At 73.4% G+C, this 14,105-nt stretch carries 14 protein-coding genes and 1 pseudogene; 1 reads left to right on the top strand and 14 read right to left on the bottom strand.

Features of this window, described 5'->3' with window-relative positions; translation table 11 throughout:
* Positions 1-43: 43 nt before the first annotated feature.
* Positions 44-1,087 (bottom strand): 30S ribosomal protein S2, encoded by a 1,044-nt coding sequence (rpsB, locus tag T328_RS26520; RefSeq protein ID WP_496498691.1) that lies wholly within the window; start codon positions 1,085-1,087, stop codon positions 44-46.
* Positions 1,088-1,434: 347 nt separating this feature from the next.
* On the opposite strand from rpsB, the gene T328_RS26515 reads away from it, so the two are divergent.
* On the top strand, positions 1,435-2,304 hold the full coding sequence (locus T328_RS26515) for a murein hydrolase activator EnvC family protein (RefSeq protein ID WP_496498690.1): 870 nt from the start codon (positions 1,435-1,437) through the stop codon (positions 2,302-2,304).
* A gap of 36 nt (positions 2,305-2,340) precedes the next feature.
* On the opposite strand, the gene T328_RS26510 is transcribed toward T328_RS26515, so the two are convergent.
* The 13 genes and pseudogenes from T328_RS26510 to rimM all read right to left on the bottom strand — a co-directional run bounded on the left by T328_RS26510 (position 2,341) and on the right by rimM (position 13,969).
* Positions 2,341-2,895, bottom strand: coding sequence for a TetR/AcrR family transcriptional regulator (locus T328_RS26510; RefSeq protein WP_496498765.1), 555 nt, complete (start codon positions 2,893-2,895; stop codon positions 2,341-2,343).
* A 51-nt stretch (positions 2,896-2,946) separates the two neighbouring features.
* Positions 2,947-3,756 (bottom strand): RNA polymerase sigma factor WhiG, encoded by an 810-nt coding sequence (gene whiG, locus T328_RS26505; RefSeq protein ID WP_496498689.1) that lies wholly within the window; start codon positions 3,754-3,756, stop codon positions 2,947-2,949.
* Between the two features lie 316 nt (positions 3,757-4,072).
* A complete protein-coding gene (dprA, locus tag T328_RS26500) occupies positions 4,073-5,374 on the bottom strand; it encodes a DNA-processing protein DprA (RefSeq protein WP_496498764.1) in 1,302 nt (433 codons plus the stop codon).
* A 146-nt stretch (positions 5,375-5,520) separates the two neighbouring features.
* A complete protein-coding gene (locus tag T328_RS26495; protein WP_496498688.1) occupies positions 5,521-7,143 on the bottom strand; it encodes a YifB family Mg chelatase-like AAA ATPase in 1,623 nt (540 codons plus the stop codon).
* The gene (locus T328_RS26490) at positions 7,143-7,505 is read right to left on the bottom strand and encodes a YraN family protein (protein WP_496498687.1); all 363 of its coding nucleotides are present in this window, start codon (positions 7,503-7,505) and stop codon (positions 7,143-7,145) included. Before T328_RS26490 ends, T328_RS26495 begins: the two co-directional genes overlap by 1 nt.
* Positions 7,506-7,622: 117 nt before the next feature.
* Positions 7,623-7,940: a DUF2469 domain-containing protein gene (locus T328_RS26485; RefSeq protein WP_018839619.1), complete on the bottom strand. Its 318-nt coding sequence runs from the start codon at positions 7,938-7,940 to the stop codon at positions 7,623-7,625.
* Positions 7,937-8,695, bottom strand: coding sequence for a signal peptidase I (lepB, locus tag T328_RS26480; protein ID WP_496498686.1), 759 nt, complete (start codon positions 8,693-8,695; stop codon positions 7,937-7,939). Before lepB (T328_RS26480) ends, T328_RS26485 begins: the two co-directional genes overlap by 4 nt.
* A gap of 297 nt (positions 8,696-8,992) precedes the next feature.
* Positions 8,993-10,084 (bottom strand): signal peptidase I, encoded by a 1,092-nt coding sequence (gene lepB, locus T328_RS26475; RefSeq protein ID WP_496498685.1) that lies wholly within the window; start codon positions 10,082-10,084, stop codon positions 8,993-8,995.
* Positions 10,044-10,953: pseudogene (lepB, locus tag T328_RS26470) on the bottom strand (signal peptidase I); the annotation flags it as partial. The gene lepB (T328_RS26475) and the pseudogene lepB (T328_RS26470), both read right to left, overlap by 41 nt.
* A 421-nt stretch (positions 10,954-11,374) precedes the next feature.
* Complete coding sequence (gene lepB, locus T328_RS26465) at positions 11,375-12,097, bottom strand: signal peptidase I (RefSeq protein ID WP_496498684.1); 723 nt, start codon at positions 12,095-12,097, stop codon at positions 11,375-11,377.
* A 46-nt stretch (positions 12,098-12,143) separates the two neighbouring features.
* A complete protein-coding gene (gene rplS / locus T328_RS26460; RefSeq protein WP_496498683.1) occupies positions 12,144-12,491 on the bottom strand; it encodes a 50S ribosomal protein L19 in 348 nt (115 codons plus the stop codon).
* 135 nt (positions 12,492-12,626) lie between these two features.
* Positions 12,627-13,436 carry a tRNA (guanosine(37)-N1)-methyltransferase TrmD gene (gene trmD / locus T328_RS26455; RefSeq protein ID WP_496498682.1) on the bottom strand — a complete coding sequence of 270 codons (810 nt, stop codon included), beginning with the start codon at positions 13,434-13,436 and terminating at the stop codon, positions 12,627-12,629.
* On the bottom strand, positions 13,433-13,969 hold the full coding sequence (gene rimM, locus T328_RS26450) for a ribosome maturation factor RimM (protein WP_496498681.1): 537 nt from the start codon (positions 13,967-13,969) through the stop codon (positions 13,433-13,435). The genes trmD and rimM overlap by 4 nt, the downstream gene beginning before the upstream one ends.
* Between the last annotated feature and the right edge of the window lie 136 nt (positions 13,970-14,105).

Raw genomic sequence — 14,105 nt, 5'->3', positions numbered from 1 at the left:
TCGGTGGTTTTCTCTTCTCGACGGGGGACTGGGTTCGGGCGGATCAGGACTGCGGAGCGTCGCCGGACGGCTGCGCGCCTTCGGCGGCGGCCGGCTCGGTGGCCTCGGTGGCTTCGGCGGCCTCTACGACCTCTGCGGCCTCCGGGGTCGCCTCGGCGGCCGGGGCGGCGGCCTCGTCGGCCTGCTCGGCGGCCACGGCTCCGTCGTTCACGGCAGCATCCGCGGCGGAGGTCTGCACCTCGGCCTCGGCGGCCTTCTCGTCCTTCTTCTCGACCGCGGTGTCCTTCGCGGCCTGGGCGTCCTTCTCCGCCTTCTCGCCGGCGAGAAGGTCGCGCTCCCACTCGGCGAGCGGCTCGGCGTCGGTCTTGACGGCCTTCTCGTCACCGGCGGCGGCACCGGAGCGGGCGATCAGACCCTCGGCGACGGCGTCGGCGATGACGCGGGTCAGCAGCGTGACGGAGCGGATCGCGTCGTCGTTGCCCGGGATCTTGTAGTCGACCTCGTCGGGGTCGCAGTTGGTGTCGAGGATCGCGACGACCGGGATGCGCAGCTTGCGCGCCTCGCCGACGGCGATGTGCTCCTTCTTCGTGTCCACGATCCAGACGGCGCTCGGCACCTTCTGCATGTCGCGGATGCCGCCGAGGGTCTTCTCCAGCTTGGCCTTCTCGCGGGAGAGGACGAGCAGCTCCTTCTTGGTCAGGCCGGAGGCGGCCACGTCCTCGAAGTCGATGGCCTCCAGCTCCTTGAGGCGCTGCAGCCGCTTGTGGACCGTGGAGAAGTTGGTGAGCATGCCACCCAGCCAGCGCTGGTTCACGTACGGCATGCCGACCCGGGTGGCCTGCTCGGCGATGGCCTCCTGGGCCTGCTTCTTCGTGCCCACGAACATGATGGTGCCGCCGTGCGCGACGGTCTCCTTCACGAACTCGTAGGCGCGGTCGATGTACGACAGCGACTGCAGGAGGTCGATGATGTAGATGCCGTTGCGCTCGGTGAAGATGAAGCGCTTCATCTTCGGGTTCCAACGGCGGGTCTGGTGCCCGAAGTGGACGCCGCTCTCCAGCAGCTCCCGCATCGTGACGACGGCCATGGCCGTCCTCCTCGTGTGTCTCGGTTGTGCGCGGCAGCCGGCCGGCCACCGCTCCTGACGCCCCTGCGCGTCGCGCCTCCGGCGGGGAGCCGGGGGACCGAGTGACGCGGCCACCTTCAGGCAGGTGGCGGGGCGTGCGAAGTCGACCCGGACAGCCGGGTCGCCACTAGAAGTGTACGGGACGGCGTCACCTGCCTGCGCCACGGAGCCCACTCACGGGGCGAGGTACACGGGTTTGCGGAGCGGGCCGCCGGAGTCCGGAGCGCCGGTTGTCCACAACCGGCCGGTAATCCACAGATACCGTCCGTGATCCCCAACCTCCCCGCCACCCCGGCCAAGCTGTCCCCATGAACGGACGACGCGACCGCCACGCGGCCGGCACAGCAGGCCGGGCTGCCGCCGGCCCGGGGCGGACGGGAGCCGTGCCGGCCCGGAAGCCCGGCCCGATGGGGCCGGCCCAGGCGTCGGCCGGGGCGTCGGCCGGGGCGTCGGCCGGGGCGGGGCGGGTGCTGCGGTGGCTGCTCGCCGTGGCCCTCGCCGCGGCCTTGGCGACGGGCGCCTGGCAGACGCCCCCGTTCACGACGACCGGCACGGAGGCGGGTGGGGAGGGGGAGGGGGCGGGGGCGGGGCGGGGGGAACGGGGGATGCGGGCTGCAGCGGAGCCCGGGGTTCGGTCGACGGGCGCGGGGGCAGCGGAGAGCGATCCGCCGGGCGGGGTGGTGGAGAGCGGGGTGGCCGGGGTGGGGGACGTGGCGTGGCCGGTGGACGGGAGTGCGCGGGGCCGGCCGGTGGTGGAGCGGGGCTTCGAGCCACCCCGTTCGCCGTACGGGCCGGGGCATCGCGGGGTCGATCTGCGCACCGGGGCGGGGCAGCCGGTGCGGGCGGCTGCCGCGGGCCGGGTGTCGTTCGCGGGCCGGGTGGCGGGGCGCGGGGTGCTGGCCGTCGATCACCCGGGTACGGGCCGTCCGCCGCTGCGTACGACGTACGAGCCGGTGCTGCCCACGGTGCGGAAGGGGGCGAGGGTCGAGGCGGGGCAGATCGTGGGGCATGTGCAGGGCGGCCCGTACCACTGCGCGGCGGCCTGTCTCCACTGGGGACTGCGCCGCGGCGTGTCGTACCTTGACCCGCTGTCGCTGCTGCCGCCCCGGCTGCTCACGGCCGGGCATCCCCGGCTGCTGCCGGTGTTCGGCCGGCCGCCGCCGGCGGGCGACGGCTGACGGCGACCGACGGGGCAGGGGCCCCGGCGGCCGGGGTCAGCGGGCGGCGCCGTGGAGAGCTACGGCGACGGCCGTGTCGGCGACGGTTTCCGGGGCGTCCGCGCCGAGTTCGATGCGGCGGACGGCCGCGTCGACGACGCCCTGGAGCAGCGTGGCGGCGAGGCGGGACTCGTCGTGGCCGAGAGCCGCGAGGGCCTCGACCACCATCGTGATCAGCCCGCCGTGCGCGGCGCGGATCTTCTCGCGGGCGCCGGCGTCCAGCTCGCCCGCGGAGATCGCGACGACGGCCCGGTGGCGGCGGTCGCCGACGAGCGCGAGCTGCGTTCGCACATATGCCTCGACCTTCGCCTCGGGGGTGTCGGCGCGGTCCATGGCCGCTTCCACGTCCGCGGCCCAGCGCGGGAAGTCGACGGCGCAAAGCTCCTCGACCACGGCGGCCCGGCTGCGGAAGTACTCGTATACCGACGAGCGTGCGAGGCCGGTGCGCTCGGCGAGCGCGGCGAAGGTCAGCGCTTCGGTGCCGCCTTCGCCGAGGAGTTCGCGCGCGGCGTCGAGCAGCGCGCGGTGCTGCATGGTCCGGTGCTCGGCCACGGAGGCCGCTCGAATCTTCGGCACAGTCCAACTTTAGACCGCGGCGGCGCTTCAGCCGCTGGAGTCGGCCAGCTTTACCCGCAGTTGCAGGACGGACTTGGTGTGGATCTGGCTCACCCTGCTCTCGGTGACGCCGAGCACCTGGCCGATCTCGGCGAGCGTGAGGCCCTCGTAGTAGTAGAGGGTGACCACGGTTTTCTCCCGGTCGGGCAGGGTGTTCACGGCCCGCGCGAGAAGCCTGCGCAGTTCGCGGTCCTCGGCGACCTCGACGGGGTTGTCGGCGGCGGTGTCCTCGAGGGTGTCCATGAGGCTGAGGCGGTCGCCGTTGTCGGAGCTGACGTGCAGCAGTTCTTCGAGGGCGACGACGTTGGCGAGGGAAAGCTGGCTGAAAACGCCGTGGAGTTCCTCCAGCCGAATGCCCATCTCCGCGGCCACCTCGGCTTCCGAGGGGGTGCGGCGGAGGGCCGCTTCGAGGGTGGCGTAGGCGCGTTCGACGGCCCTGGCCTTCTGTCGTACGGAACGCGGGATCCAGTCCAGCGCCCGCAGCTCGTCGATCATCGCGCCGCGGATGCGGGTGATGGCGTACGTCTCGAACTTGATGGCGCGCTCGGGGTCGAACTTCTCGATGGCGTCGATGAGTCCGAAGACTCCGGAGGAGACGAAGTCGGCCTGTTCGACGTTGGGCGGCAGGCCGACGCTGACGCGCCCGGCCACGTACTTCACGAGGGGGGAGTAGTGCAGGATCAGCTGCTCGCGAAGCCGGCCGTCACGCGTCTCCTTGTACGACCGCCACAACTCGTCCACCGAGGATGGTGCTGTGCGTGGTGCGGCACGGTCGGACCCGGAGATGTGCTGGGGCATGCGTCGTCGCCTTGAACCGTTCTGGTGGGGGACGGGGTTCGGTGGGGCTGAGGGGGAGCCAGGGGGTGGGGGAGGGAGCGGAGCGGGGAGGGTGAGGCGTTGGGGAGTGAGGGAACGTTCCGCGAGCGTAGCGTGACCGTACGGTCGCATTCTGCGACTGACGGCTCTTCATGAGTACGCAGATTCGTTCCGCGCACCGCACCTGCGGGTTATCGGGAGGTCACGGCGGGGGGACGGCCGCCGCGGCGCCGGGTGGGGGTGGGTTTGCATCTCCCCCACCCTTTCACCCGAACGTCCCAGGTCAAGGAACGGCTCGTCACCTGATGGGGTGCTCGGTGGAGCGCCGGGCCAGGCGCCAGCCGGTGCCGTCGCGGGCGACGAAGCCGAGGGACTGCAGCTCATGAAGCCTGCCCAAGGCTTCGTCGCGCTCCGTGCCCGCCTCTTGTGCGATCTGCTCGGGCCCGACGGCCCCTCTTCCGGGGACGGCTTCGAGCACGCGTGCGGTGGCGGCCGGGAGCAGATCGCGTGGCACCACAGGCCCGCACCGGGCCGGCGCGAGGTCGGCGCCGATGCGGCCGACGAGTTCGACGATCTCGGCGGCCTCGGTGACCAGTTCCGCCTCGCCGCGCAGCAGCTCGTGCACTCCTGCGCTGAGTCCCGACGTGACCGGGCCGGGTACACCTATCGTCGCGCGGCCCAGACGCTGTGCCCAGCGGGCGGTGACCAGGGAGCCGCTGCGGCGCTCGGCTTCGACGACGACGGTGCCGCGGGTGAGGGCGGCCATGACGCGGTTGCGCAGGAGGAACCGCGAGCGGGTGGGGTGGTCGCCGGGGGCGAGTTCGGCGACGACCAGCCCTTGTTCGGCGACGCGGCCGAGGAGTTCGGTGTGGCCGGGCGGGTAGACGCGGTCGACGCCGCAGGCCAGGACGCCGACGGTGGCTCCGGTGGCGGCGAGCGCGCCGCGGTGCGCGGCGGCGTCGATGCCGTAGGCGGCGCCGGAGACGACGGCCCAGCCGGAGTGCGCGAGGCCGGCGGCGAGCGTGGCGGCGACGTGTGCGCCGTATTCGGTGCAGGCGCGGGCGCCGACGACGGCGACGGATCGCAGTGCCCACAGCCGCAGGTCGACGCGGCCGCGGACCCACAGGCCGAGGGGGCGGGCGGCGGCGAGGTCGTCGAGCTGGCGGGGCCATTCGGTGTCGCCGGGGCAGACGAACCGCGCTCCGACGGCCTCGGCGGCGGCGAGGTCCTGCCGGGCGTCGGGCCCGCCGAGCCGGCGCCGGTACCGGGCGAGTCGGGGTTCGGCCTCCGGCGTGGGCGGCGGGGCGTCGCCGGTGACCCAGCGCAGGAGGGCCACGGCCCCGTGCGTACGCAGCCAGCGGCCGGCGACCTCGTCGCCGGGCTCCACCAGCCGTGTCAGCGTCACCCGCGCCAACCGCTCCGCCTCGCGGTCCCCGGTGGGGGCGGAGGGGAGCGTCTCCGGGGCGGGTGCGCTCCCCTGGCCGGTACGGGTCTCCGGCCGGGGGCCGGAGGCGCTGCCGCGCCCCGGCCATCCCGACGGTTCCCGCACAGGGCCCGGCGCCGGGCCTGCGGCCGGACACGCGCACGGCTCGATCGGCATCCCGGCCGACGGGCCCGTCGCCCGCCTGCTCGCCGTCCCGCTCGTCGGCACGTGTGCCGTCCCGTTCGGCGAATCGTCCGCCATGCCGCTCGGTGGCACGCTCGGCAGGCCGCTCCGCGGCTTCCATGCGGTCTTCCGGTTCGTGTTCATTCCGCGGGCTCCAGCGTTGCCGGGATACGGGCGCCACGGGGCACCCCCGTGCGGAGTTCCAGCGCCGCGGCCACGTCCTCCGGCCCAGGTCGGTCGTGTCCTGCGAGGTCGGCGATGGTCCAGGCGACGCGGAGGACGCGGTCGAGGCCGCGGGCGGTGAGCAGGCCACGTTCCAGGTCGCGTTCGGCCGGGGCGAGGACGCCGGGGGCGGGGTGCCAGCGGCGGCGCAGCTCGTGGCCGGGGACTTCGCCGTTGGTGCGCCAGGCGGTACCGGCGTAGCGGGCGGCGGCGCGGGCGCGGGCGGCCCGTACCCGGGAGGCCGCGCCGGCGGTGGGTTCGGCGCGTTCGCCGGCGGCCGAGAGCTCCGCGCGGCTGACGGCATCGACGGCGACGCGGAGGTCGACGCGGTCGAGGAGAGGGCCGGTGAGCCTGCCCTGGTAGCGCCGGATGGCCGTGGGCGCGCACTCGCAGCCGCCTTCCTGGCGGGTGAAGCGGCCGCAGGGGCAGGGGTTGGCCGCGAGGACCATGAGGAAGCGGGCGGGGAACTGCACGACGCCCGCGCTCCGGGCCACCACGACGTGCCCGGATTCCAGCGGCTGTCTGAGTGCGTCGAGGATCCGCCCGCTGAATTCTGGCGCTTCGTCCAGAAAAAGCACCCCTCGGTGAGCCAGGGAGACCGCTCCTGGTTTCGGCAGGGCGTTGCCGCCGCCGATAAGGGCGGGCAGCGTCGCGGAGTGGTGCGGGGCCGCGTAGGGGGCTTCGCCGACGAGTGGCTGGCCGGCGGGCAGGGTGCCGGCCACCGAGTGGATCGCGGTCACTTCGAGCGACTCGGTCTCCGTCAGGGGCGGCAGCAGCCCGGGCAGCCGTTCGGCGAGCATCGTCTTGCCTGCTCCCGGCGGGCCCTTCAGGTAAAGGTGGTGGCCGCCGGCGGCGGCGACCTCGAGGGCGAAGCGGGCCCGGTGCTGCCCGGCGACATCGGCGAGGTCGGGCCGGTACGCGCCGGGGCCGGTGGCCGCGGGGGTGCACCAGCCGGCTCCGGGCACGGCGAGGCGGACCGCGGGGGCCGCGGGGGTGGTGTCGGGGTCGACGGGTTCGTCGGGGGGCGGCTCGTCGTTGAGGATGGCGATGAGCTGCCGCAGGCTGCGTACGCCGAGGACGGAGACGTCGGGCACCAGAGTGGCCTCGCCGACGGCGGCTTCGGGTACGACGACCTGGCGGCAACCGGCGTCGGCCGCCGCGAGCACGGCGGACAGGACGCCGGGCACGGGCCGGACGCGGCCGTCGAGGCTCAGCTCGCCGACCATGACGAGCCCGTCGAGCGCGTCGGGGGCGATGCGCCCGGCGGCGCCGAGGGTGGCGCAGGCGATGCCCAGATCGAAGCCGCTGCCGGATTTGGGTACGGCGGCGGGGCTGAGGCCGACGGTGAGCTTCTTCTGCGGCCAGTCGACGCCGGAGTTGACGACGGCGGCGCGCACCCGGTCGCGGCTTTCGGTGAGGCTCTTGTCGGGAAGTCCCACCAGCGTGAACGTGGCGACGCCGGGCTCCAGGCCGGCTTGGACCTCGACGACGACGCCCTCCACGCCCACGAGCGCGACCGAGCACGTACGGGCGAATCCCATCAGGCGGCCCCCCGCACGTGCTCGACGACGGGGGCGCCGCGCTCCGGCACCACGACGCCGACCACGTCGATCCGGACGCCGCCCGGCGGGGCGCCGCCGTGCCGCAGCACCCACGCTTCGGCGAGCCGGCGCAGCCGGTCGGCCTTGGCCGGCGGCACGCCGGCCATCGGGTGCTCCCAGCCGCCTTCCCGTCTGGTCTTGACCTCGCAGACGACGAGGGCTTCGCCGTCGAGCGCGACGATGTCGATCTCGCCGTCACTGCATCGCCAGTTCCGCGCCAGGACGGTCATTCCCGCCTCGGCGAGGCGCCGCTCCGCGACCCGTTCCCCGTACTGTCCGAGCGCCTGCCGCTGCTTCGGCATCCGGCACCACCTCCCGCGTCCGACTGTGCCGGGCCGCGGGAACACTTGTGGATCTTGGTGGATAACCGACGGGTTGTGGACAACTCCCTCACCCGTCAGGGTGAGGGGTGGGCGGGTTCAGCCGAGGTCGTCGGAGGGAAGCTCCAGGTCGGACTTGCTCAGCTCCTCGATGTTCACATCCTTGAACGTGAGCACCCGCACTTGCTTGACGAAGCGGGCCGGCCGGTACATGTCCCAGACCCAGGCGTCCGCCATGGACACCTCGAAGAAGACCTCACCCTGCACCGAGTGGACCTGCATCTCGTAGTCGTTGGTGAGGTAGAAGCGCCGCTCGGTCTCGATCACGTATTTGAACAAGCCGACGACGTCGCGGTACTCCCGGTAGAGCTTCAGCTCCATCTCGGTCTCGTACTTCTCGAGGTCCTCGGCGCTCATGGCACGTTCCCCTTCCGCCTTTGCGTGACCCCATTGTGCGTCGCCCGGGCGCGACGGGCCCGGGCATAGCCGGAAACCGGCCCGTAGGCCGCGCCGCCCAGGATCAGCGCCACCCCGGCGACGATCGCGAACAGCAGCATCCGCAGCGGCCCGGGCTCGGAGATCCCGCCGGGAAGCGCCGCGAAGCCGTCCGGGCGGTCGAGCATGCCCGCGCCGCCGAGCGGCCACGCCGTCGCGTCGACCCGGCCCTTGACGGCGTCGCGGGGTATGGCGCCGCCGCCGGATTCGGCGAGGTGGTTACGGGAGTCGACGGAGTCGCCGCGGTGGTCGCCGAGCAGGAAGATCTTCCCCTCCGGCACGGTGGTCGCGGGAAAGTCCTCCTGCGCCGCGCGCTCACTGTCCGTGACGTACGGCTCCGCCACCGGCGTGCCGTCGACCGTCAGCCGCCCCTGTCCGTCACAGCAGCCGACCGTGTCGCCGCCGACCCCGACGACCCTCTTGACCATGGGCAGGTCGCCCCACGTCGCGTCCTCGAAGACCACGACGTCGCCGCGGCGCACCTCGTCGCCCGAGATCCGCTCGGCCAGCACCCGGTCGCCGGAGGCGACGGTGGGCGCCATCGAGGGGGTCGGCACGGTGTACGGCTGGTACACCACGGCGCCCCACGCGAAGCCGCCGAGGAACAGCACGCACCCGACGGCCACGGCCAAGCCCGACAGCACGTTCCCCCGGCGACCGGCTCCGCTGCTGCTCATGGCCGCACACTACCCAGAGGTTCGGCGGCCAGTCAGCCCGCCCGGTGAACCGCCTCGATCAGCGACGCCCGCTTCCGCGGCCGTCGCCGCCCGGGCCGGTGAAGCCGCAGGCCAGGCCGATCCCGTACGCGGGAGGGGCAGCGCCGCCCCCGTGGCAGCGTCACCCGGACGGCCCCGTAGCACCGCAAGCCCGGCAGCCGCACGCCGCACGCCGGACGCCACGGCGCCCCGAGCACCGGCCGGGGCCCCGCAGCGGGGCCGCCCGAGCCGGCCTGCAGGCACGCCTCCCCGCCGGCGTCAGCCGTTCAGGTCCGCCCTGCGGATCAGCCGGCGCCGCCGCCACAGCACCAGCGGCACCGCCCCCACCAGCCCCAGCGCGGCCGGCGCCGCGCCGGCGGCGGCGTTCAGCCCGGGCTGGTCGAAGGTGCCCGGCACGGGCAGCGTGCCCCAGCGGTCGATCGGCCAGGCCCGGGCGATGGCCCGCCCGACGACCAGGTCCTCGTCCACGAAGCCCTCGTCCGGCGACTTCTCGTGGTACCGGGAGTCGAGCGAGTCCTGCCGGTGGTCGCCCATCACCCACAGCTTGCCCTCCGGCACCGTCACCGGCCCGAAGTCGTTGTCCTCGCAGGGGGTGTCGCCGGGGAAGATGTACGAAGTCTCGTCCAGCGCCTTGCCGTTGACCTTCACGGGGCCGACGCCCTTGCACTCCACGGTGTCGCCGCCGACCGCGATGACGCGCTTGATGAGGTCCTGCTCCTCCGCCGAGGGCATCAGGCCGATGAAGCTCAGGCCCTCCTGGATGCCTTCGAGTACGGGGCCGGAGTCCGACGGCGGCGCCTCGTTCAGCCAGCCGCCCGGGTCGTGGAAGACGACGACCTCGCCGCGCTCCGGCTCGGCGCCGAACCACGGCGTGAGCTTGTCCACCAGCACCCGGTCGCCGACCTGGAGCGTGTTCTGCATGGAGTTGGAGGGGATGGAGAACGCCTGGACCAGGAAGGTCTTGATGATCAGCGCCAGCACCAGCGCGACGAGGATGAGGATCGGCAGCTCTTTCCAGAAGGAGCGCTGCTTCTTCCCGCCGGCGTCGGCCGTGCCGGCGCCGGACGCCCTGTCACCGCCGTCCGACCCGTCAGTACCGCCGGACCCGCCATCGCTCATCGATCCCGCTTCCGTCGCCGCAGGACCGCCGGGAGCACCGGACGCGGCAACCGGCGGGACGTCGCCCCTGGCGAGGGAGGTGCGGTAGGCGTCGTCCCCGGGGGCGTCCGCCGGTCCGCCGGCCGCCTGCCCCGGAGGGCCGCCAGGAGGACGGTCGGCCGACTCCTGCGCACGCTCCTGACCGGGCCTGTCTTCGGGGCCCTCGTGACCGGACCGGGCGCTGACTGCCACGTCCCCCACATCCACTCCTCACCTTGCCGCTGCCTGCCCCGGGTCAGGTGCAGGCCCACCACTCCCATAACGAGCGAAAGTTCCGCAGGAGTCGGGAGGGGGTCCATTCGGCGCACTTCTTTCGAGGACACCTTATTCGCCTGCTCGTCGGATTCCGGAACCGAGGCATAGGTATCCGGTGAGTCGAACTTGTCCCAGTGGCCGAGCGGCCAGGCGATGGCCATGGCTCTGCCGACGACGTCCTCCTCCGCGATGGTGCCGTGGTACGGACCGTCCAGGTGGTAGCGCGAGTCGGCGGAGTTGGAGCGGTGGTCGCCCATGACGAAGATCCGGCCGTCCGGCACGGTCACGTCGAAGGTACGTTGCGACGGCCTGTCACCCGGATGCAGGTACGGCTCCACCAGCGCGGTGCCGTTGACCGTGACCCGCCCCGAGTCGTCGCAGCAGACCACCCGGTCGCCGCCGACGGCCACGACCCGCTTGATGAGGTCCTGCTCGTGCTCCGAGGGCAGCAGCCCGATGAACGTCAGCACGTCCTTGGCCTGCGCGATGCCCACCGGGTCGTCGAGCCGGTCCTCCTCCCGGTTGCTGAGCCAGCCGCCCGGGTCCTTGAAGACCACGATGTCACCGCGCTCCGGCTTCGCACCGAACCAGGGCGTGAGCTTGTCCACGACGACCCGGTCGCCGATCCGGATCGTCTGCTCCATCGATCCGGAGGGGATGACGAACGCCTGCAGCAGGAAGGTCTTGACGCCCAGCGCGATCAGCAGGGCCGCGCCGATGATGAGCGGGATCTCCTTTATCCGCGAGCGCGTTCTGCGCCGCCGCGCCCGCTTGGCCGCCTTGCGGCGCTCCGCCCGGCCGCCGATCCGCGGTCCCGGCCCGCCGCCCTGGCTTTCTGCGCGGCTCCGGCCGCGCGCACCGTCCTGTCCGTGCCTCTCATCCGGTCCGTACGTGCCGCCGTTCCCGTCCGCACCTCCGGGCGGGTACGGGTCATGCGGCCTGCCTCCGCCGCCGGGACCGTACGGATCACGCGGACCGCCACCGCCATCGGGACCGTACGGATCACGGGGCCTGCCTCCCCCGCCGGGACCGTACGGATCACGCGGCCTGCCCCCGCCACCGGGACCATACGGATCACGCGGACCGCCCCCGCCGCCGGCACCGTACGGATCACGCGGACCGCGCCCACCACCGGCACCACGCCCCTCGCCCGCACCACGGCCGCCGCCGCGCCCCCTGCCCGCACCGCGCCCGTCCCCCGGACCGCGGCCAGCGTGACGCGCGTGGCTACCCCCCATATGCCGGCCGCCCCAGTGAACCGACCCGGTCCGGCGGCCAGCCACGCCAGTCCGCCCTGCCGACGACCTTGTCCACCGACACCGTGCCGCCGCCCGGCGACCCGAGGTGGTCACGGGAGTCGCGGGAGTCGCTCCGGTGGTCGCCCATGACCCACAGCCGGTCCGGCGGCACGATCACGTCGAACTCGACCAGCGACGGGGCGTCGCCCGGATACAGGTACTCCCGCTCGTCGAGCGGCTTTCCGTTCACCGTCACCCTCCCCCGTGCGTCGCAGCAGGCCACCCGGTCACCGCCGACACCGATCACGCGCTTGACGTAGTCGGTGCCGTCGGCCTCGGCAAGGCCGGTGGCCGCTCCGGCCTTGCGCAGCAGGCCCGGCACCGGTCCGCCGCCGCCAGCGGCGGCGGCGAAGGTTCCGGTGCCGTCGAAGACCACAACGTCTCCGCGCTTCGGTTCGTCCCCGAACGCGTAAGCGAGCTTGTTGACCAATACCCGGTCGCCGGGCTGGAGAATCGGCTCCATGGAACTGCTCGGCACCAGGAACGGCTGGACGACGAAGGCGCTGACGAGCAACCCGATGACGGTGCAGCCGGCCGCGAGCGCAAGGGCCCAGCGCAGCGGACGTACAAAAGAGGAGCGCGATGTCTCCTCCCGCCCGGACTCCGGGGAGGAGGAGCCGTCGCGCTCCTCGGGCCGCAGCTCAGTGTCCATCGCAGCGAAGCCTAATATGGCCGTTCGCCCGCGTGGACCGGCTGCGTCAGCTCTCGCGCTTCTCCTTGATCTTCGCGGCCTTGCCGCGGAGGTCGCGCAGGTAGTACAGCTTGGCGCGGCGGACCTGGCCGCGGGTCACGAGCTCGATCTTCTCGACGACCGGGGTGTGCACCGGGAAGGTGCGCTCGACGCCGACGCCGAAGCTCACCTTGCGGACGGTGAAGGACTCGCGGACCCCGGCGCCCTGCCGGCGGATGACGACACCCTTGAACTGCTGGACACGGGAGCGGTTGCCCTCGATGACGCGCACGTGGACGTTGACCGTGTCGCCGGGCCGGAAGGCCGGGATGTCGCTGCGCAGGGAGGCTGCGTCGACGCTTTCGAGAAGGTTCATGACCGTCTGCTTTCTTCGCCGATGCCACAGGTCATCGACAAGAGTCCGAAGTGGGACAGAGGATGCTGCAGCGTCGTACGGGCGTCGTGTCCCCCTGTGGCAGGGGCGCCGCGTCGGACGGCAGGCAACAGCCGCCTATTCTTCCACGTCGGCGCCCGTACGCCAAAATCGTCCGTCGCTCCCCTCGGCCCAGCCGAGTTCGGCGAGCAGCGCGCGGTCGTCCTCGTCGTACGCCCCGGGGCCGGCCCGTTCGATCAGGTCGGGGCGGATCTCGGCGGTGCGGCGCAGCGCCTGGTCGCGGCGCCAGCGGGCGATGCGGCCGTGGTCGCCGCTGAGCAGGATGTCGGGTACGGGCCGGCCGCGCCAGTCGGGGGGCTTGGTGTAGGCGGGGCCCTCCAGGAGGTCGGCCATGGCGCCGGGGGCGAAGGAGTCGTCCCGGTGGGAGGCGACGTTGCCGAGGACGCCGGGCAGCAGCCGTACGACGGCTTCGGCGATGACGAGTACGGGGGCCTCGCCGCCGGCGAGGACGTAGTCGCCGATGGACACCTCGTGCAGGCGGTAGCGGTCGCCGTACTCCTCGATCAGGCGGCGGTCGATGCCCTCGTACCGGGCCGGGGCGAAGACCAGCCAGGGCTCGGCGGCCAGCTCCACGGCCAGTTCCTGGGTGAACGGCCGGCCGCTGGGGGTGGGGACGACGAGCACCGGGTCGCCGGGGCCGGAGCCGGCGACGGCGTCCAGGGCGGCGCCCCACGGCTCGGGCTTCATGACCATGCCGGGGCCGCCGCCGTACGGGGTGTCGTCCACGGTGTTGTGCCGGTCGAAGGCCCACTGACGCAGGTCGTGGACGCGTACGTCGAGCAGGCCGCGCTCGACGGCCTTGCCGAGGAGCGAGAGCTTCAGCGGCTCCAGGTACGCGGGGAAGATCGAGACGACGTCGATCCTCACGGGGAACCCGCTCCCCCGCCGCCGGCCGCGTCAAGCAGCCCGGGCGGCGGCTCGACGACGACGCGCCGCGCGCCGAGGTCGATCTCGGGCACGATCTCGGTGACGAACGGGATCAGCACCTCGCCGCCGTCCGGTCGTTCGACGACCAGCAGGTCCTGGTACGGCAGGTGCGCCACCTGCGCGACGCGCCCCACCGGAGTGCCGTCGCGGAGCACGACGTCGAGGTCGGCGAGCTGGTGGTCGTAGAACTCATCGGGGTCGTCCGGGACCTGGTCGGGGTCCACGTCGGCGATGAGGAGGGTGTTGCGCAGGGCTTCGGCGGCGGTGCGGTCGGCGACGCCCTCGAAGCGCAGCAGCAGCCGCCCGCTGTGCTCCCGCCCGGCGGTGATGGTCAGCGGCCCGGCGGACGCCGGGTCGGTGGTCAGGACGGCGCCGGGGCCGAGCCGCCGTTCGGGCTCGTCGGTGCGTACCTCGACGGTGACCTCGCCCTTGATCCCGTGGGCGCGGCCGATCCGCGCGACTACCAGCTGCACGGGTGCCTTCCTCTTCGTACGACATGGGCCGCCGGCCGGTACGCCGCGGGCGTACGGGACGGGGACGGCCGGGTGTTCGCGTACGGCGACGGGCCGGGGCGCCTGCCGGCCTCCCCGGCCCGTGCCGGTGACGACT

The organism is Streptomyces sp. CNX435 (assembly GCF_059570575.1).
Note: the sequence above shows the minus strand (reverse complement) of the source record. Positions and strands in the feature narration are given on the sequence as shown.